Origin of the sequence: Malonomonas rubra DSM 5091 (assembly GCF_900142125.1) — a bacterium.
Lineage (GTDB): Bacteria > Desulfobacterota > Desulfuromonadia > Desulfuromonadales > Geopsychrobacteraceae > Malonomonas > Malonomonas rubra.
In genome coordinates this window covers 56,066-75,932 of the sequence record NZ_FQZT01000010.1, presented here as the reverse complement: position 1 = coordinate 75,932, position 19,867 = coordinate 56,066, and the positions used below count along the sequence as shown (strand labels likewise).

General features: G+C 44.8%; 16 protein-coding genes. All 16 read left to right on the top strand.

The window, feature by feature from the left end; all coding sequences use genetic code 11:
- The 16 genes from BUB13_RS13265 to BUB13_RS13190 all read left to right on the top strand — a co-directional run bounded on the left by BUB13_RS13265 (position 1) and on the right by BUB13_RS13190 (position 19,627).
- Positions 1-1,029, top strand: a complete 1,029-nt coding sequence (locus tag BUB13_RS13265) for a FemAB family XrtA/PEP-CTERM system-associated protein (RefSeq protein ID WP_072909249.1) — start codon at positions 1-3, stop codon at positions 1,027-1,029.
- Positions 1,026-2,246 carry a TIGR03087 family PEP-CTERM/XrtA system glycosyltransferase gene (locus tag BUB13_RS13260; protein WP_072909248.1) on the top strand — a complete coding sequence of 407 codons (1,221 nt, stop codon included), beginning with the start codon at positions 1,026-1,028 and terminating at the stop codon, positions 2,244-2,246. Before BUB13_RS13265 ends, BUB13_RS13260 begins: the two co-directional genes overlap by 4 nt.
- Before the next feature lie 216 nt (positions 2,247-2,462).
- Positions 2,463-3,665, top strand: a complete 1,203-nt coding sequence (locus BUB13_RS13255) for a TIGR04063 family PEP-CTERM/XrtA system glycosyltransferase (RefSeq protein WP_072909247.1) — start codon at positions 2,463-2,465, stop codon at positions 3,663-3,665.
- A 28-nt stretch (positions 3,666-3,693) separates the two neighbouring features.
- On the top strand, positions 3,694-6,237 hold the full coding sequence (locus BUB13_RS13250; protein ID WP_072909246.1) for an AMP-binding protein: 2,544 nt from the start codon (positions 3,694-3,696) through the stop codon (positions 6,235-6,237).
- Positions 6,238-6,251: 14 nt separating this feature from the next.
- Complete coding sequence (locus BUB13_RS13245; RefSeq protein WP_341860478.1) at positions 6,252-7,718, top strand: MBOAT family O-acyltransferase; 1,467 nt, start codon at positions 6,252-6,254, stop codon at positions 7,716-7,718.
- A 34-nt stretch (positions 7,719-7,752) separates the two neighbouring features.
- Positions 7,753-9,285, top strand: coding sequence for an oligosaccharide flippase family protein (locus tag BUB13_RS13240; protein ID WP_208610175.1), 1,533 nt, complete (start codon positions 7,753-7,755; stop codon positions 9,283-9,285).
- Positions 9,286-9,288: 3 nt separating this feature from the next.
- On the top strand, positions 9,289-9,840 hold the full coding sequence (locus BUB13_RS13235; RefSeq protein WP_072909244.1) for an acyltransferase: 552 nt from the start codon (positions 9,289-9,291) through the stop codon (positions 9,838-9,840).
- On the top strand, positions 9,816-11,306 hold the full coding sequence (locus tag BUB13_RS13230) for a hypothetical protein (RefSeq protein ID WP_244151876.1): 1,491 nt from the start codon (positions 9,816-9,818) through the stop codon (positions 11,304-11,306). The genes BUB13_RS13235 and BUB13_RS13230 overlap by 25 nt, the downstream gene beginning before the upstream one ends.
- A 46-nt stretch (positions 11,307-11,352) precedes the next feature.
- Entirely contained in the window at positions 11,353-12,045 is a 693-nt protein-coding gene (locus tag BUB13_RS13225; protein ID WP_072909243.1) for a GDSL-type esterase/lipase family protein, read from the top strand.
- Complete coding sequence (locus tag BUB13_RS13220; RefSeq protein ID WP_072909242.1) at positions 12,045-13,070, top strand: acyltransferase family protein; 1,026 nt, start codon at positions 12,045-12,047, stop codon at positions 13,068-13,070. Before BUB13_RS13225 ends, BUB13_RS13220 begins: the two co-directional genes overlap by 1 nt.
- Positions 13,070-14,368, top strand: a complete 1,299-nt coding sequence (locus BUB13_RS13215; RefSeq protein WP_084092102.1) for an O-antigen ligase family protein — start codon at positions 13,070-13,072, stop codon at positions 14,366-14,368. Before BUB13_RS13220 ends, BUB13_RS13215 begins: the two co-directional genes overlap by 1 nt.
- Complete coding sequence (locus BUB13_RS13210; RefSeq protein WP_072909240.1) at positions 14,365-15,498, top strand: glycosyltransferase; 1,134 nt, start codon at positions 14,365-14,367, stop codon at positions 15,496-15,498. Before BUB13_RS13215 ends, BUB13_RS13210 begins: the two co-directional genes overlap by 4 nt.
- A 450-nt stretch (positions 15,499-15,948) precedes the next feature.
- On the top strand, positions 15,949-16,230 hold the full coding sequence (locus BUB13_RS13205) for a type II toxin-antitoxin system RelE/ParE family toxin (RefSeq protein ID WP_072909239.1): 282 nt from the start codon (positions 15,949-15,951) through the stop codon (positions 16,228-16,230).
- 21 nt (positions 16,231-16,251) lie between these two features.
- Positions 16,252-16,551 (top strand): HigA family addiction module antitoxin, encoded by a 300-nt coding sequence (locus BUB13_RS13200; RefSeq protein WP_072909238.1) that lies wholly within the window; start codon positions 16,252-16,254, stop codon positions 16,549-16,551.
- A gap of 38 nt (positions 16,552-16,589) precedes the next feature.
- Positions 16,590-18,173, top strand: coding sequence for a right-handed parallel beta-helix repeat-containing protein (locus BUB13_RS13195; protein ID WP_072909237.1), 1,584 nt, complete (start codon positions 16,590-16,592; stop codon positions 18,171-18,173).
- Positions 18,174-18,616: 443 nt separating this feature from the next.
- Complete coding sequence (locus tag BUB13_RS13190; RefSeq protein WP_244151875.1) at positions 18,617-19,627, top strand: glycosyltransferase; 1,011 nt, start codon at positions 18,617-18,619, stop codon at positions 19,625-19,627.
- Positions 19,628-19,867 lie beyond the last annotated feature (240 nt).

The following is a 19,867-nucleotide window of genomic DNA, read 5'->3' as shown; positions in this document are numbered from 1 at the left end:
ATGCAGATACGTATCGCGACAACTGCAGATCAGCCTGCATGGGATGAATATGTTCAAAATCATTCGGAGGGGATTGCCTATCAATTGTTTGCCTGGGGACAGGCGGTCAAGCAAGCCTACGGATTAAATAGCAAAAATCTGCTGGCGGAATCTTCCGGAGCTATTTGCGGCGTTTTGCCATTAGTCGAGTTTGCTGTGCCACTTCGCGGAAAAAGCCTGATCTCGTTGCCTTACTGCGATGCCGGCGGCGTTCTTGCGGATTCGCCCGAAGTCGCAAATGATTTAGTGGGTTTTGCTGTTGCAGAGGCTGCGGGAGCAAACTGTGAAATCCGCTCGTCGGTTGAATTAAGTTCGGGACCAAGCAATCAAACCGACAAGGTCCGCATGCTGCTTGAACTTCCGGTCGGCTCGGAACAGTTGCTGGCGGGGTTGAAATCGAAACTGCGCAGCCAGGTGAAAAAACCGATTCGTGACGGTTTGACGGTCAAAATGGGAGGGGAAGAGCTTGTCGAGATATTTTACCGGGTTTTCGCTGCCAATATGCGTGATCTCGGCTCGCCGGTGCACAGCCTCCTCTGGATAAAGTCAGTTGTCGCTTGTTACGCTGAAAATTGTCGGGTCGCCGTTGTTTATACCCCAGAGGGAGAGCCCGCCGCCGCTGGAATCATCCTGCTGCATCGGCAGACTGTTTCCATTCCCTGGGCTTCGGCACTGAGGGAGTTTAACCGTTTGAACCCGAATATGCTGCTTTACTGGACCTTTCTCCAGTTCGCTGCAGATAACGGCTATCGCGCATTCGACTTCGGTCGTTCGACACCGGGAGAAGGGACCTATAAATTCAAGCAGCAATGGGGCGCACAACCCAAGCCGCTTTTCTGGTACCAGTGGCCGGATGATGGTGTGGTGGCCGAAGCCGGCAAAACTCAGAAATCAAGTAAGCGCGAACTGATTGCCGGGATCTGGCAAAAGCTTCCCGTTCCGCTGGCGACAGCTGTTGGTTCGCAGGTCAGGAAATATATTTCACTATGAAAAAAGAACTGCTCATCATTGCTCATCGTATTCCTTACCCACCCGATAAAGGGGATAAGATCCGTACCTATAATATGGTGCGCTATCTTGCCGAACGCTACCGGATAACTGTTGCCTGCATGATTGATGATGCAGATGATCTAAAATATGTGCCGGAACTGGAAAAGATCGTCGCTAAAGTTCACTACCATTTCCGCTCTTCCAAAGCGATGAAGCTGCATGCTCTCTTGTCACTTTGTACCGGTCGCTCATTCACCCAGCAATGTTTTTATTCTCAGGCACTGCAGAAGCAGATCGATGATTACCTGGGGCAGCATCAAGAAGCGGCTGTACTGTGTTTCTGCTCGTCCTCGGCTGAATACCTTTATCGTTCCAGGCATAAAATGGCAGATCTGAAAAATCGCATTCTGCTCAACGATCTGATCGATGTCGATTCAGAAAAATGGGGCCAGTACGCAGAGCAAAAAACCGGTTTCATGAAGTGGATTTACCAGCGTGAAGCGCATTTGCTGCTGCCGTATGAGTTGAGGATTGCTGCCGATTTTGACTGTTCCTTCCTGGTCACCGAGGAGGAGAAAAAGGTTCTCGCTGCCCATGGTGAGGTCGGGAAGGTTGAGGCTTTATCCAACGGGGTCGACCTGGAGTATTTCTCGCCCGACAAGGTCGATAAAGAGAAGCATCCCACCGCACTGCATAAACTGGTTTTTTCCGGGGCGATGGATTACTGGCCGAACGTCGAAGGCGCCGTTTGGTTTGCGGAAAAAATCTTCCCGCTGGTTAAAGTGTCATGTCCCGATGCCGTTTTCTGTATCGCCGGTCGCAACCCGACCGATGAGGTGCTGGCGCTGAAAAAGATATCCGGGGTCGAAGTGACCGGAACGGTTCCCGATATGCGCGACCACCTGGCAACCGCAACCATCTGCGTCGTCCCTCTGCTGATTGCCCGGGGGATACAGAACAAAGTCCTTGAGGCGATGGCGATGGAAAAGCCGGTGATCGCAACAACCGGAGCAGCCACCGGCACCAAAGCAATTGACGGTAAAGAACTCATCATTGCCGACAAAGAACAGCAGATGGCAAACGAGATTGTCGCGCTGCTGACAGATCCCGAACGGCAACGAGAGATGGGACGCATGGCCAGAGCTTATGTCGAACGGGAGCACTCCTGGGAATCGCATTTGCAGCGATTGGTGGAAATAATAGAAAAGCAGAATTAGCCACGGACACACACAGACGTACACGGACAAAGGCCAAAGGCTTTTTTAGCCACCGACAAACCAGACAAGGTCAGAAGAAGATCTTTGGGGTTAACCATAATGACTTCAGGTCCTGTCCGCCTTTTTCTGAAGTGTCTGTGGCGATTGAATTGATTTTTCTTTTGTCCAGTACTTGTCCGTGTGTGTCTGTGGCCATTATAGATTTTGGGTATTTACATGAAGATCCTCCACATCCTCGATCACAGTCTGCCGCTGCACAGCGGCTACACCTTTCGCAGCCAGAACCTGTTTCGCTCGCAGCGGAAAATGGGTTTTGAGCCGGTTGTCCTGACATCCCCAAAGCATGAAGAAAACTGGGATGGTGACTGGGCTCCAAAAGAAGAAATCAATGGTTTCACTTATTATCGCACCGGGGCCACCAAAAACTTGCCCGGGCCAATGACCAGCGAACTCTGGCTGATGCATGTTCTGTCACGGCGAATTCTAGAAGTGGCTGAAATAGAAAAGCCGGACATCATCCATGCGCACTCTCCTGTGTTGAATGGTATCCCCGCCATCTGGGCGGCGCGTAAATTCGGTGTGCCGGTTGTTTATGAGATTCGCGCCTTTTGGGAAGATGCCGCTGTCGATCATGGCACCACCACTGAAGGTTCGCTGCGCTACAATCTGACCAAATGGCTTGAAACCCAAGTCTGTAAAAGGGTGGATCATGTTGGCATCCTCTGCAACGGGCTGAAAAAGGATCTGGTCAGTCGCGGTATTCCTGCAGATAAAATCACCCCGATTTTCAACGGCGTCAATCCCGATGATTTCAAGCCCTGCCAACCAGATGAAGAATATCTGCGTGCATGGAACCTGGAAGGCAAGCAGGTGATCGGTTTTATCGGTTCCTTCTACCGTTACGAAGGGCTCGACCTGCTGGTCAAATCCTTCGCCCGGATCGCCGATGAAAACCCGGATGCTGTGCTGCTGCTGGTCGGGGGCGGTGAGATGGAAGCGGAACTTAAAGAGTTGATCGCAGCGCGTAACTTGTCTGATCGCGTCGTTATGCCCGGCCGCGTTCCCCATGAGCGGGTTCCCGGTGTCTATGCCATGGTCGATATCCTCGCTTATCCACGCTATTCGATGCGTTTGACCGAGTTGGTGACTCCGCTCAAGCCGATGGAAGCGATGGCCATGGGCAAGGTGCTGGTTGCCAGTGATGTCGGTGGGCATAAAGAGCTGATTACTGACGGTGAAACCGGGGTGCTTTTCAAGGCCGATGATGAAAACGATCTTGCTAGGGTGGTCAATGAGCTTTTAGGCGACTCTGAAAAGAGAAAAGCTTTAGAAGTTCGTGGGATGCGCTGGGTACGAGAAAACCATACCTGGGAGCGGACGACCACGGTTTATTCTCAGATCTATGAGTGCTCTAAATAAATGCTCTTATTAGATACGGATTGTTGTAATGAGCGATGAAATAAATGTTGTGGGCATTGTCGCTCACAATTCTAAAAATTACATACATGAGGTATTCAGCGCCTACAGAAATAATGAGGTCGTTGTTCCGTTGAAGGATTCTAGCCTGGACAGTGAAGGCAACTTCGATGGCCTTGATTTTGTTCGTATCGTCGAACCGGGTTCTGAAGGAGGGTGGCTAGATAGCGCGGATGTGTTTGATGGTGGAGAGGGGATTGCCCAAATATCATTTACATCCGGGACTACGGGTAAACCTAAAGGAATAGTCCTGACACACGCAAATTTACGTGATGTAGTAGATAGATTGAAAAATGTGATGGGCCTTGACGAGAGAATCTCCGAGTATATTGGCGTGCCAGTCTATCACTCTTTTGGTTTTGGACGTGTAAGGTCTTGTTTGGCGGTAGGAGGAAGAGCATATATCCCCCATAAGGGCTTTGATCTCTTGGAAATTGCGAATCTTTTAGGGGCAGATAAGATAAATGCAATTTCTATGGTCCCAACATTGTGCCGGCTCGTTTTAGACCAAGACAAATTAATAGGAACTTTGGGAGAAAAGGTTCTTTGGATAGAAATTGGCAGCCAATATATGTCACGTTCGGAAAAAGAGCGGATGAAGGTACTTTTTCCGAACGCCAAAATTGTTCAGCATTATGGTTTGACTGAGGCATCTAGGAGTTCATTTCTGGATATCTCTGAGACCAGCGGAGAGGCATTAGAATCCGTCGGAATGGCTTTGGGCTCTGTTGAAATAGGAATAAGTACAGAGGGTAATATCAAGATCAAAGGAGCCCATGTCGCTAGGCAAAAACTCACTGACAGGGGGCTGGTCTCTCTCGTTGATGAAGAGGGTTGGCTTACAACTAACGACAGAGGATACCTAAAGGATGGGTATCTCTACTTTCAAGGACGATCTGATGATGTTATCAACTGCGGTGGGATCAAAATCTTTCCAGAATATGTAGAACGAGAGATTCGTAAGAGAACAAGTATCAATAAAGGGATTGCTGTTGCGAAGGTAAAAGACCAATTACGGGGTGAAGGGATCCTTGTCGCTATTGAATCCCATTTGGGAGAGCATGTCCTAGACGTTAAGAACCAAGTCAAAGATGTCTTGAATAACATTAACGTTCAGGCTGGGACTGCTCTGCATTTCGAAATTGTCGACCATCTTCCGTCAACAGATACTGGCAAAATAAAGAGAAAGATCCTATCGGAAAACTTTGAGAATAGACAAATTTTCAATGATCCTATTTCTGCGAATGAAAATGACGCAAGTGAAAATCTTGTTGAAATCATTAAAGGTGTGTTTAACACAGATGATGTTAGGCCTTCAGATAGTTTTATAAGTCTAGGTGGAGACTCCCTGTCGTATGTTGTAGCATCGGTTGCTATTGAAAAATTCTTGGGTTTCCTGCCAGAAAATTGGGAGTCTTTGACGTTTTCTGAAATTGAGAAAATTAAATTTCAGGGTAGTGATGATGGCAGTCAAGAAGGGGTTAAAAAAAAGGTCGTTCTCTTTATAGCCCTTACAGTTCTTTTTCTTATTTGCGGAGAACTTTTTTTGCAATTAAGAAGCCAAATTAAACATGGAAGAAGTGTCTTTAACCGTGCTTTCAGCGAAAGCACAGTTGTTTACAATGAAAACGTAGGGGCCAAGACTTATCGCCCTTTGCTGGAAAGGTATGATGACACGGGAAATATCGTTTTTTCTACAAATTCTCTTGGTTTGAGAAGCCCAGAAATTGATTCGATATTGAGGAATGATGAATTGAGAATTGCGATTGTTGGATCTTCCACCGTAGCTTTTTCGTCTAACAATGAAAGTATGCTTTCTCAGTTGCTTCAAGATAGGTTATATCAAGTGCATCATGGAACAGTTAGCGTAATTAATGGTGGCATTGAGGGCCTCGACTTAAAAAGCATTGGGAAGATAACGCGGGGGCTAATCTTCCCTCAGAATCCATCTGCAATCGTAATTTATACCGGCATGAATAATATATCTAAATTATGTCGTGATAACTTAAGCACTGCATCGCAGCGAAGCGCTTTGCCTTCTTTGGGCTTGCCTGACTGGGCATTGACCAGAGAAATGATTCGGAAAAATACGACTTTTTTGACGGAACAGAAGACCAGAAATCCTGGTTTATTAAATCCTTCCAGTATTGATTTGAGTGAGTATGGCTTAGAATATGAGAGGCTTGTTCAGGATATTGTGGCAGAAGGTATAGAGCCGGTATTAATGACAAATGCGCGTGTATATAGCAATGTTTCTGACAACGTTCAATCATCGTATTTGAAGGACGCATTGTACTACTACTATTGTTTTGATGGTGATGATCTCATTGCCGTAGGCGATGAATTTAACGATCAAATCAGGCGGATTGCCCAAAAGTATGACCTGACTTTGATTGACTTAGCAAAAGAAATGCCAGGCGGAAAGAAGTTTTTTGAAAGTGGAAGTCACTTCAATGAAAATGGCAGACATTATGTCGCAGATAAAATTTTTACTGCTTTAAAGTTCATGAATTGAGTTCACGATAGCAGATTTATACTAAAAAGCTACTTTTTGCACTGTGGGATCTGGTTGCTTTTATGTCATTGACATCATTTCCATTTTTTATTTTTTATCTCGTCATTTTCTTCGTATGTCTTCTAGTAGAAGATAGGAATGAACAGAAGAAAACGGTCCTCATATTAGCCAGTTACTATTTTTATATGACGATCGACTGGAGGTTTTCCTTCTTGCTGTTGTCGCTGACTGCTATAAATTATTTTTGTGGTTCAGTGATACTCAGGTCAAACAGTCAGAGGATAAAGAAAATAGCGGTTTCGGCGGCATTGCTTCTAAGTTTGTCGATTCTTTTCTATTTTAAATACGCGAACTTTTTTATCGATTCAGTTTTGCAGTTATTAAGTTTTAGTTTTTTCGAGCGTGACCAGCTCATAATACAGGTCGTTCTCCCGGTTGGAATTTCCTTCATGACGTTCCAAGCCATCACGTATCCCCTCGATATCTATGCTGAAAGAATAAAAAGCAGTTCGTCAATTAAAGATTTTGTACTGTTTATGTCTTTCTTTCCTCAGTTGTTGTCAGGCCCAATAGTTAGGGCATCATACTTTTTGCCACAACTCAAGCAGACAGCAAAGGCCAACAATAAGAACCTGTCTGAAGGCTTGGTATTGGTTGTCAGCGGCCTGGTTAAGAAAATCATAATTGCAGATATTCTCGCCGTTCAAATCGTTGATCCTGCTTTCAATACACCCCATGAATACTCCTCTGCTTTTTTGGTTTTTTCACTTGTTGCTTTTAGTTTTCAGATTTACATGGATTTGTCCGGGTACACAGATATTGCTTTGGGAACAGGCAAAATGCTTGGGTATGATTTGCCCATTAACTTCAATCGTCCGTACATTGCCACAAGTGTTGCCAATTACTGGCAACGTTGGCACATCTCCATGTCTTCATTTTTTAGAGATTATCTGTATGGGGCTATAGCCGATTGGAGTTGGTGCAATCTATATATAAAGGTATTGATCGTTTTTGTTGCCGTGGGCCTTTGGCATGGGGCTGGTTGGAATTTTGTTGTTTATGGTCTTATTCATGGCAGCTTTGTTGGACTGGAGCATTTCTTTAAAAATCGTAGATTGCAAGCCAATAAGCCTCCGTATGTGTACCGGGGATTCTTATTGGGCCTGCGTGTCTTCCAAGTTTTTTCTATTGTGTCCTTAACGCGAATACTCTTCAGGTGTGATGATGTTGCCAGTGCGTTCGATTATGTCGTGTCGATGTTTACTTCGTCGGTAGAGGCCTTCCCAGTGACTGCACTTTCTGCGTGTGTGTTAGCTCTGTCGGTGGTTACGCATTTTGTGCCTGTTAAATGGAAAGATTTGTTGCTAGCTGGTTTTATAAGGCTCCCGGTTGCCGTCAGCGCGGGAGTGGCTACTTTAATTATTTATCTGATGATAGCTTTAGATACGAATAAATCCGCTTTTTTGTATTTTCAATTTTGACGAAATCTGTGTTGGATAGAGGTTTTGAATATATATGAGTGCCCGTACTCACTTACGAAATCTTGCCTTTAACTGGGGAGGTCATGCTGCGACTTTGCTGGTTATGTTTTTTTTGTCGCCATACATAGTTGGTAAACTTGATGCGATTTCTTACGGGATATGGAGTCTTTTGAATGTTCTGACTGGTTACATGGGGATCTTTGATCTTGGTGTGCGCGCCAGTGTTGGGCGCTATGTTGCGCTTTATCTCGGTAAAAACGATCTTGTTGGGGTGGACGAAACCATTCGGGCAGGCTTCGGCTTTTTCAGCCTCGCGGGCGTTCTGATTTTGCTGGTTGGTATAGGGCTCGGTTGGTTGTTCCCTGCAATGTTTGAGGGAGTTCCTCCCGAGCACTATGATACGGTTAGCATTCTTCTTCCTTTAATGGTTGTTAATGTATGGTTGGCTGCTATCGCTGCAATCTATTCAAGTGTTTTAGCAGCTCACGATCGTTTCGACCTGGCTCGTGGCGTTGACTTAGTTGTGCTATTGGTGCGGACGGTCGGGACTATCTATGCACTTGAGGTCGGCTGGGGACTTTGGGGATTGGTGCTTGCGATTATTGCAGGAAATATTTGTGCAGTTTTTGGGAATCGAATCTTTGCTGGAATAATTCAGCAAGATTTGAGAACCTTTCCTTTTCTTTTTTCCCAAGAACGCATAAAGGAATTGCTGGGGTACGGACTCGCCTCATTTTTTACCAATGCCGCTGTTAAAATAATAGGTCAGAGCGACCTTGTTATCGTTGGTATTTTTTTAGCAGTTGCAGATGTTCGCGAATACAATGTTGGGGCGATGCTGGTCTACTATTCAGCGACTTTTATCGTTATAATCGGGAACACATTTTTTCCGGCAATCCAGCGTGCGGCAGCCGGCGGTACAGAGGGGGAAGTGCGGCATCTCTTTTACCGGCAATTGCGCGTTACTCTCTGCTTTGGATTGTTAGTTTATGTTGGTTTTGTGTTCTACTCAAAATCTTTTATCGATCTGTGGATGTTTCAGGATGGGTTCGGGAAAGAATCTGTTTTTGCAGCAGCAGAAATAATGGCACTTTTGGCTCTGTCGAAATTTCCTACATTAATTATACAGCCCTGCGTTAATGTTTTATCTGCATTGGGGTATGTTGCTTACACAGCAAAAGTAACCGTGGTAGAGGCTTTTGTTAATCTTTTGTTGTCGATACTTTTTGTAACAGTTTTAGATATGGGAATAGCAGGTGTTGCGGGAGGTACTCTTGTTGCTAGATTGTTGGTTCCCAGTGTGGCGATGCCTTGGTATCTGTTTAAAAAATTAAGGCTTTCATTTAGTGGGTTTGTAAAATCAGCTGTGCTGCCGTCTATCGTCTCAAGTGGTCTGTTTTCGACTTTCTGCTGGTTAGGTGTAACCTATTTTCCTCCTGAGAAGTGGTCAACTTTCAGCTTGCAAGTTTTGTTAGCTGTATTGATATGGTTTGTTCTCGGTTTGTTCTTGTTGGTCCCAGTCGATTTACGCATCCGTTTTTTTGCAAAGTTTAGTTTCAGAGGTTGAGCCATGCGGAATGATTTTTTTAAAACAATGCTAGCCTTTGGGTTTAGAATCCGTGATTTAATCAACACTGGACCTGCGTGGACCTTCTATCAACTTTTTTGGTGGTGCTATCCTGCGACTGTTTTGCGCAATAAGGCTGCACACAATCCTTACGCAAATTTAAGAGCGCATTTGCTCCGTTTGTCTGGAATTCCTGTTGGTAAAGATACTTGCATTGGTTACGGAGCATTGGTGCTTGGTCTGGCGAAAGAACCACCTGCGGTGACTTTCGGAGAACGGGTTGCTGTCGCCCCATATGTGACGTTTGTTTCCAGCAGTTATCCGGATTTGTCGAGGCTCAATGAGCATCCTGAGGTCAAGCCGATGATTCGTAAATTGGGACCTATCATCGTTGAGGATGATTGTTGGATTGGGGCTGGAGCAATTATCTTTCCTGATGTTGTTTTAGGCAAGGGCAGCATAATTGGTTCCGGGGCCGTCGTTCGACAGAATGTTGAGCCCTATTCAATTATTGCAGGAAACCCGGGTAAATGTTTACGTCAACTGGCTTGCTAGAGCGTGTTTTTTCTATGACTACGATTAATTATGTTTTGCAGAAAAACTGGCCCAAGTTAGCTTGGGTGTGTGTTGTTAATCGTTCTGCACAATGTGCTGATTTATTTCATGGACCATTGGTTGAAATTGCTGAAAATTGGGCTGTTGAGGCTGTTTGGGACGGAGGTTTTGAGTGCGGAGATTTCGATAAGGCTGATTTGATTTTTGGGTCGGGAGTTCGAAGAAGAGGAGAACAGCTGATATTTGTAAGCTCTGCAACAGGTATTGATAGGCTTTGGTACTGTGAAATAGATGGGCATATATATATTAGCAATTCCCTCCCAGGCCTTTTGAAGGTTGCAGATCTTAGTCTGGATGAAAATTATCCAAATTATGTTTCAGATTTATTCACTGTTGAATCAAGAGGCTTGAACTCTTATAAAGAATCGATCCCCTCGTCCGGGACAGATATCAATATTGTATATTTCAAAAATATTGTATGGAATGAAGGGCAGTTGGTACTGGTTGATAAACCAGATTTATTCCCTTCTGTAAAAAGCTATAAAGACTATGAAACTTATTTATTGGAAGCGGCTGAACGCATGGGGGCCAATGCTAGGTCTGCCAAACGTAGTCACGGCATTGAAATGATTGCAGGACTTTCTTCCGGATATGATTCAGTTGCGGCAACTGTTGTTGCACAAGCTGCAGGCTGTACAAAAACTTTTTCTATTGTCAACTCATCAAGCCTGTGGAGGGGGTCTGACTCTGGTGAAAAGATAGCTACTTATTTAAATGTCCAATGTCAAACCTACCGGCAAGAACCTAAGGCGTATAGAAATGAGGTCACTGTTTGGGCTGGCTCTGGAGGGTCAGGAGGAAGAAATCTTTCGATATTTGAATATCCGCAACCACTTAGTTTGTTTTTCAGTGGAGGGTATGGTGACACCGTCTGGGAAAGAAAGCAGCAAGGGCTAGCTGAGGCTGTGGGAGATTTTGAAGAAATGATGTGTGAATTTCGCCTGGTAACCGGTTTATTTATGACGCTTGTTCCTTGGTGGGGAATCAGACATGCCGCAGAAATACAAAAGATCAGCCTACTTGAGGAAATGAAGCCATGGACTTTGAACACCGATTATGACCGACCGATAGCTCGGCGCTTGGGAGAAAGGGCGGGTGTGCCTCGTGAGCTGTTTGGGGTTAGGAAAAAAGATACAGCTTCAAATACGCCTTTCTGGTGGCCTTCAACGAGCGAGGCTCACGAGAGCTTCAATCTTTTTCTAAAGAACTTGGGTATGAAGCCATATTCGAAGTTCAAGGTCTTTCTCCTCAAGGAATTCAATAAGTTTCTTAAGTTGTTTAACAGTAATGTTTTGTTTTTTATGTCAAACAACAAAAAATGGAGACCCTGGTTAACGTCACCGGTGCGACCATTGTTATTTATCTGGGCGAATACCCATCTGAAAGATAGGTACTATAATGATTGATCCGTTACTTGAATGTAGCAATTAATCTATTTTTTAGAGGTTTGATTTGCCCTTAAAGAAGATATTTATCGTTTTTGCTGCTGTCGGATGGTGCCTTTTGTTTTCATTTCTCATCAAACATTTGCTTGATGAGAAGCCTCCAAATAGAGACCTTTATTATCAAGCTAGGGTTGGGCATTTCTCTCAGTTGCAACCTGATCCTAATGGGTTATATATGATTGGTGATAGCCATATTGATCGTGCTGAATGGCAAGAGCTTATCGGTAGTAAAGGAGTCTACAATCGCGGTATTGGTAGAGACACTGTCAGTGGGGTGAGGGCACGTTTAGAGTCTTCTATTGGAGTTTCACCTAAAATCATTTTTATTATGATTGGTTTTAATGATCTGGCTAGAGGTTTTAAAGCTGTTGATATTATAAGGGAATATTCAAAATTGCTTTCTGATGTCAAAGCTAAGTTCCCTGAGTCTGAAGTAGTTGTAGCCTCTTTACTGCCAATAGGTGCTTTGCGAGATATTAAATTGAAAAATTCTGATATTTTTGAATTTAACAGTCAGTTGAATGCGCTATCGATCAAAAAAAATGTACATAATATGAAAACTCCTTCCTTTGTTTATGGTCAGGACAAAATGCTTTCGCCTAATTTTACGAATGACGGTATTCATTTGAATGGTAGTGGGTATAAGTTGTTTGGAGAAGAGGTCCAGAGGCTTTTAGAGAGTATAGGTTGGAATAAATAATGAGGATTCCGTCTTTAGATGGTATTAGGTGCATTGCAGTTGTTTTTGTTTTACTGTCGCACACTAGAGGAACTGTTGGATTTTATTATCCTCAATTCATAGCACCTTTGTTTGGACTTGGAAACCTTGGTGTCAGAATATTTTTTGTTCTTTCAGGCTATTTAATTACAACATTACTTCTCTTAGAGCGCGAGAAGTATGGTCAAATATCTTTGAAAAAATTCTATATGAGGAGAACTATAAGAATTTTTCCTGCTTTGTACTTTTATGTATTCTGCATTTTTATTGCTGACTATTTAGGTTGGCTTGACTTGACTGCTCTTGATTTTATTTATTCCATCACTTATACGGTTAACTATTATTTCGATAGTAGTTGGCAGGTTGGTCATTTGTGGTCACTGGCCGTAGAGGAACAGTTTTATTTACTATGGCCGTTAACTTTGCTTTTATTGGGGAATAAAAGAGGTTTGTTGTTTGCTTGCGGTGTAATTCTTGTAGTCCCAGTTATTAGGGTTTTGACGTGGCAGTTTATGCCATCTCAGTTCCCAGGGATCGGGGCTACTTTTCATACGGTGTGTGACGCATTAGCAACTGGTTGCGTCTTGGCTGGAATTAGATATTACTGGGGAACTCCTAGTTTATGGGGTAGGAGTGTTGGAGGGTGGCTGGTTCCTTTGTTAGTTATATTGGTTTTCTTTTTGAACTATTTTCGGGGATCTATATCTCTTAGCTATCCAATAGGTTATACCTTGCTGAATATTTGTATAGCTTTATTGATTGAGTGGGCAACGAGACTGAAAAATGGAATATCGTATTCTATATTGAACTCAAAAATTTTCGTTTATATTGGGACTTTGAGCTACTCTTTATATCTTTGGCAGCAACCTTTTTTAAATAGGAAATCTGATTTAATTTATAACAGCTTCCCGCTGAATATTCTGTTGGTTTTTGTAGCGGCATTGGTTTCGTACTATTTAGTTGAAAAGCCCATTTTGAGCTTGAGAAGTAGATACAGTAGGCTGTGATGTCTTTAAAGGGATACTTCTTCATAGCTTGTTTTTTTATTTTTTCTGCTGGTTCTTTACTGTTTCCGCACCTAGGGATTTACGGGTACCTTGCGGATTATTGCATAAATCCTGCTGATCAATGGTATGGCAGACCTTTTGCGAGAATGGGATTTCGTTTTTCTTTTACCTTGGCAGTAGCAACTTTGATTGGAATTATTCTTCAGCGCAAGAAGTTGAAATTTGGTGAAGCGCTTCTTTACAGGCAAGAATGGTATCTCCTTTTTTTCTTGCTGGCATTATGGCTGACTCACTTTATTTCTCCTGAAACTGTTGGTCGCTATGGGGCAACTGATCACCCAACGGTTAAATTCACCAAGATTGTTATTTTCACCCTGATGATGACCCACGTCATCACTGACTATAAGAAACTCAGTGGGTTGTTCTGGGTGTTGGCGGGAGCGGCTACAATTCTCGGGATGAAAGCCTACAGCATACCTTTCGGTGCCTTTTCCAGAGGACGTTTGGAGGGGATCGGTGGCGCTGATTTTGCCGAGGCAAATTTCTTTGCCGCCTTCATGGCGGCGATGTTACCCATTATTGCCATTCAGTTTTTAAGAAGCCCCTGGTATGGCAAGATAATTTGCTTAGTTTCGGGCGCCTTTACTGTCAATGCTGTTATCCTTTGCCGCAGTCGTGGGGCATTTGTTGGATTGGTCGCCGGCGCTATAATATCCTGCATTTTTGCTCCACAGAAACACAGAAAAAAAATTGTTCTTTTGCTGATTGTCGGCATGATTGGTGTTGTCTCTGTCACTGACCAAACTTTTATCGACCGTATATTAACAATCAGTGTTGATCAAACAGAGATGGATGAATCTGCAGGGAGTCGCTTCCGTTTGTGGGAGGCTGGCACACAGATGTTCATCAACAATCCTTTAGGTATTGGCCCCGGTAACTGGTATCAGAATATAGGCTCTTATATTCCCGAGTATGAAGGGAAGGATTCTCACAGCACTTACGTGAAATGTCTGGCGGAGACCGGTATTCTCGGTTTCTCACTTTTTGCTTGGCTGGTATGGCTATCGTACTCGAATTTACGGCGAACTTACAAAGATGCTGTAGCTATTGGTAAAGATGAGCTTGATGATTTTATGCACTTTTATTTTGCCATCACTGTTTCTTGCGTGATCCTGTTTACCTGCGCATTGACCATTACCATGATTTACACGGAGATTCTTTGGCTTTTGCTTATGCTGCCGGTTTGTTTGCGGCGTGCCTTTGATAATTATTTGGCGGATACGAAACTGTCGTTATGAATTCGAGAGGTGACAGAAAAGCTTTACGGGTTGCCCTCGTACTGTCCGAACTCCGTCCTGGCGGCATGGAGCGTTTAGTGGTTCATCTCGCGACAGAACTTCACAATCGAAAAATCCCTGTCCAGGTTATTTGTTTACAGGGTCTTGGTGAACTTGCTTATCTTTTGGCTGAAAAGAATGTTCCTGTCCTTTCGCTCGAAAGTCACGGCAGCAAAGATTTTTCTGCAATTTTACGTCTGCGAAAAGAACTGAAAAAGTTTCAACCCTCAGTTATTAACATGCATGATTATGCCAGCCTGCCATATGTCTCTTTGGGTAACCTGCTCAGCGGTCGCTCGCCGTTACTCTTTACGGCCCATGGTTTGTTGTACGAAGGGTTTGCTTCTTTGCAGAAGCGCAATCGTTTTTTTTCTTTCTTTTTAAAAGGTCTTTCCGCTGTGTCGGAAAAGGTCTCAGTTCGTCATCGCGAGTATTTAGACTGGAAAAAACCGATCCAAGTTATTGCCAATGGCGTCCCCGAAGTAGCTGTGAGTGCTGAGAAGAGAAAGTTTGTTCGGGATGAATTGGATTGTACAGATTCGACACACTTGTTCCTAGCTGTCGGCAATCCTCGCCCGGAAAAAGGTTTTGAAGATCTACTGGCCGCCGCTTCAAAGCTGCGTGACAAAGGGCTCGACTTTCTGGTCGCAATTGCCGGAACGTTGACAGAAAACGACTACTGCCGAAACCTGCAGCAACAATTGGTCGATCTAAAACTTGAGCAGCACTGTCGCTTCCTCGGTTTTCGTGATGATACGGCAGCGCTTTATTCCGCAGCAGATAGCTTTGTTCTGTCCAGCCGCAGTGAAGGGTTGCCGATGGTGATCCTAGAAGCCATGACTGCTGGTTTGCCCGTCGTTGCAACAGCAGTCGGAGGTATTCCCGATGCCGTTGGTGATCATGTCTTGCTGGTTGATGCTGAAAAGCCTGATGATCTTGCCGACGCGATGCAAAGGATAGCCGAAGACGAAATCATGCGGAAAGACTTGGCAGAAAAAGGTAAGTTTTTTGTGAAGCAGAACTTCGGGGTTGAGCGGATGGTGGATCAGTATCTTGAGTGGTATAAGGCAGTGCTGAGTGCTGAGTGCTGAGTGCTGAGTGCTGAGTGCTGAGTGCTGAGTGCTGAGTGCTGAGTGCTGAGTGCTGAGTGCTGAGTGCTGAGTTTAGCCACCGACAAATCAGACAAAGGCTGACAAGGCCTTTAAAAAATGATGGGATGAGAATCTGATAAATTCTGATGAAGTCAGGCTCAAATCAAGGAAGGTTTTGGGTGCAAGATTTAAATATCAGACTTAATCCTGTTGATCCTGTCGAGAACAGTTTTGGGAATTGGTTCTTTTCAGCGTTTTCCGCGCTTTCCGTGGACAGCTTTTGACTTTAGCCACCGACAAATTCAGACAAAGACAGATTAAAAGCTAAGCCCTCAGCACTAAGGAACTCGGTACTTAGAGTTTTATTTTGTCCGCCTTTGTCTGTGGCTAACATCTGAGCTCACAGATTTTCTTTTTGAAGTATTCCCAAAAACAGTATAAAGTGTTTGCATGATAAGATCATTTCGCTGTAAAGATACGGAAAAGTTATTTGATGATTTTTCCGTGCGTCGTTTTAAGGCTATTGAACGGGTTGCTCGACGCAAATTGCTCATGTTGCATAGAGCCAGCGAATTGAATGATTTGAGAGTGCCCCCAGGAAATCGACTGGAAACGCTTAAAGGTGATCGAGCAGGGCAGTACAGTATTCGTATCAATTCTCAATGGCGGATCTGCTTCTTCTGGAATGAGGGAGAAGTGACGAGTGTTGAGATTGTCGATTATCATTCCTAGGTCATCAGGAAGGAGCGAGATATGAGTAAGCAACTCGAACTTATTTATCCCGGAGAAATTCTTCTGGAAGAATTTATGAAGCCACTGGGTGTCAGTCAGAACAAGCTTTCCAGGGATATCAATGTTCCGGTGGGGAGGATAAACGATATCGTTCATGGGCGTCGTGCTATTACTGCGAACACAGCTTTGCGGCTGGGTAAATTTTTTGGCACCACCCCCGATTTCTGGTTGGGTCTGCAGATGGAATACGATCTGCGTCAAGCAAAGCGTGATTTCTGGCCGGAAGAGCAGGATAAGGTTCGTTCATTACCGGCTGCCTGATGCTGGATTGTGGCTATTGAAAAGGGGGAAGGGGTTTGATGTTCCGTTTGTCCTGTCGTTTTACCATCCTGCTGCTTGTCTGTGCTCTCTCTCTTCCAGTTTCTGCTGCAGCAAACAGCTATTTTTCTATCGACCGTGACGGCGACGGTTACGGGGTCGGTGAAGTTGGTCTCAAAGGGCCGGATGCCGATGATAGCGATCCGACAGTCAATACCCCGGCTTCAGTTAAGGTTAAATACCTGGATCTCTCCCTGTTCCTTGCCAAGAAGAATTATCATCCGGATCGAATAATCGTTGTTTGTGCTGAAGAGAGCGTATTCGAGGGCAACTGTTCTACTTGGAGTGATGCGAAAAAGACCATCCGGCCAGGAGACCTGGTGCTATTTCGGGAAGGCACCTATCACCATCAAATTAAGCTGAAAAATGTGATTGCCACTAAAAGTCACCCGATCGTACTGATGGCGTATCCAGGCGAACGGGTTCTGTTCGATAACTGCGGTAGCGGCAGAAATTCAGCCTGTTTCGACTTCAAAGGTGTTCAGGGGATCGTTGTTGATGGTATCTGGTTTGACAATGCTGGTAATAATGGTGTGGCCAACGGGATTTATGCCAATGGCTCCACTCATTACGATTGGGGGCCGGTAAACGGGTTGGTTATTCGCAATGTTCTGGCGAAAAACCTGAAAACTGGCTTTCGCGGCATGCAGAATGTTCACGGTGTTCGCATTGAAAACTCTGTTGTTCACGATACCTTGTCTCATGCAGTCTATTTTGGAACAAGGCACGATCAGCCGAGCAATACAGATATCAGTATAGAAAATTCAATTTTTTACCGGGCCGCACAGAAAATTGATGGCCGTTTTTGTGTTCAACACAATGGTATGGTGGACCTTTTGCGCATCGAAAAGAATATTTGTCACTCGAATTTTACCGGAGGGGGCATTTCGATTGTCAATGGCGCAACAGAAGCGACCTTGAAGAACAACCTGATTTTCAATAACGCCAAGCAGGGCATCGTTTTTTATGCCTATAAGGGGAAAAGCTCTTCGGCTAAAAAAAGAGATTTTCTCAATAACCGAATCATTAATAATACGATCTGGGTTGGGAAAAATAGCGTCAATGGTGATGAAAAGCCATTGCATCATCCCGGTATCCATTTCAACGATTCAACCGGCAAGATCGATATCCTTTATACCGAGATACGCAATAACATTATTGCAACGCAATCAGGAACTCCCATCGAGTTTCTCCAGGAGAAAGCTCTGCCTTCGACGGTGATAAAAAACAATCTCTTTTTCAATACCAGGGAAGATACGCTTGCGCAGCTTTTGTCTTTCAAAGCTGAGGATGCCGTTGCAGTCGGCAAAACGAAATACAATGTTGATGAGATTGAGGAGATGAGCGACCTGATCAGCAATAACAGTTATGCTGCCCCTGGTTTCAGAAACGCATCGATTGATCTTTTCAAGCAACCTGCAAAGTTTGATTTTCGGCTCAGCGCAGATTCTCCGGCGAGGGATTTCAGCCAGCCGTTGCCACACATTAATCTTGGTGATGACCTGTTTGGGAATTTGCGCAATGATGGCCGAATAGATGCCGGGTGCTATGAATATGGTGAATAAACTTGAGATTTGCCACAGCCCCACACGGACGGGCACAGACAAGTTCTTTTTTAGCCACCGACAATTCAGAAAAAGGCGAACATAACTTCAGGATCTGACAGGATGAAAATCTGATAAGTTCTGATATTGGCAGAATCAAAGTCAAAATCAGGTTTTTGGGGTAGGGCCTTAATCATCGAATTTATCTTTATGTTCGTGTGGGTCTGTGTGAGTCTGTGGCTGATAGACTGGCTTTAGTAGTTTGTACCATATGTTTTTCGTCTGCTCTTGTCTGCCTTGTCTGTGGCCAACAAAAGGGTTAGTTTTTGAAAATTCTTTCTTTCTCATACTGCTTTCCGAACCAACAAAACCCTAACTGGGGCATGTTTGTTTATCAGCGCTTGAAAGCACTGTCCCAGCTTGAAGAGTTAGAAGTCTGTTCGCCCGTTCCCTGGTTTCCGCTGTTGAAAAAGTATTCGGGGGCTAACGTCGCTCAGGATTGGCAGGGCTTGACCGTTCATCGACCTGGTTTTTTCTACCTGCCGGGAATGCTGAAGAACTCTGATGCGTGGTTCTATGCCAGGGGCTTGAAGCGCTGGCTGCAGCAGTATTGCGAAAATACGCGACCCGATTTACTTGATGCCCATTTCATCTGGCCTGATGGTGTCGGCGTGGCGCTGCTTGCGAAGGAATTGGGCATTCCTTATACCATCACTTTGCGGGGAAAAATCTACGAATGCCTGAAGGTGCCTTCCCAGGCCCACCAATGCGCGGAGGCGCTGAAAGGTGCCGCAGCAGTGATCAGTGTCTCGTCACGCATGGCGGATGAAGCATTAAGGTTGGGCGCCCCAAAAGACCGTTTGCATGTCATCAGCAATGGCGTCAACCTGGAACATTTTGCTCCGCGTGACAAGCAGGAGTGTCGTGCGCAGCTTGGTTTGCCCGCCGATCGACGACTGATCGTGACGGTAGCTCATCTTGGTCATCGCAAAGGGCACCACGAGATGATTGCAGCTCTTGCCGGATTGCCGGAAGATGTTCAGCTGGTGATCGTTGGTGGCGCTGCGCAAGGAGGGAGTGCCGAGCAGTTAACGGGGATCGCCAGAGATAATGGCGTTGAAGATCGCCTGATTCTCCCAGGTCCGCAACCTTATGCTAGAATTCCCTTGTACTTCTCGGCCGCTGACGTCAGCGTGCTGGCGTCCTACCGGGAAGGTTGTCCGAATGCTGTCCTTGAAGCGTTAGCGAGTGGAACACCCGTTGTTGCGACCGATGTTGGTGCTGTGCCGGATATTCTGCCAGAATCTGTTGGTCGCATCGTGCCTCCAGAGCAGGTTGAGCCGCTGCGTGAAGCTGTTGCCGACGTTCTGGAAAAATCATGGATTACCGAGCAGGTCATCGCCGATAGCGGTGTTCGCAGTTGGGAACAGGTGGGGGAAGAGGTGCAGAAGGTATTTCAAAATCTTTTGATTTAGCCACGGATCCACACAGACGAACACGGACAAGGCAAAATCTGGTATAGCCACCGACAAATGCAGGCAAATCCGGATAAGAGCTAAATCCTTTTGTTTGAGACAAAACAATAAGCTTTTGTTTGGTTTTAAAACCTGAAATTCATTTTTTTATGTCCAGCTTACGTCTGATTTTGTCTATGGCCGATTAAATTAACTGGTTTTTGTTTGTGTGGGTCCGTGTGTGTCTGTGGCAAATAATGA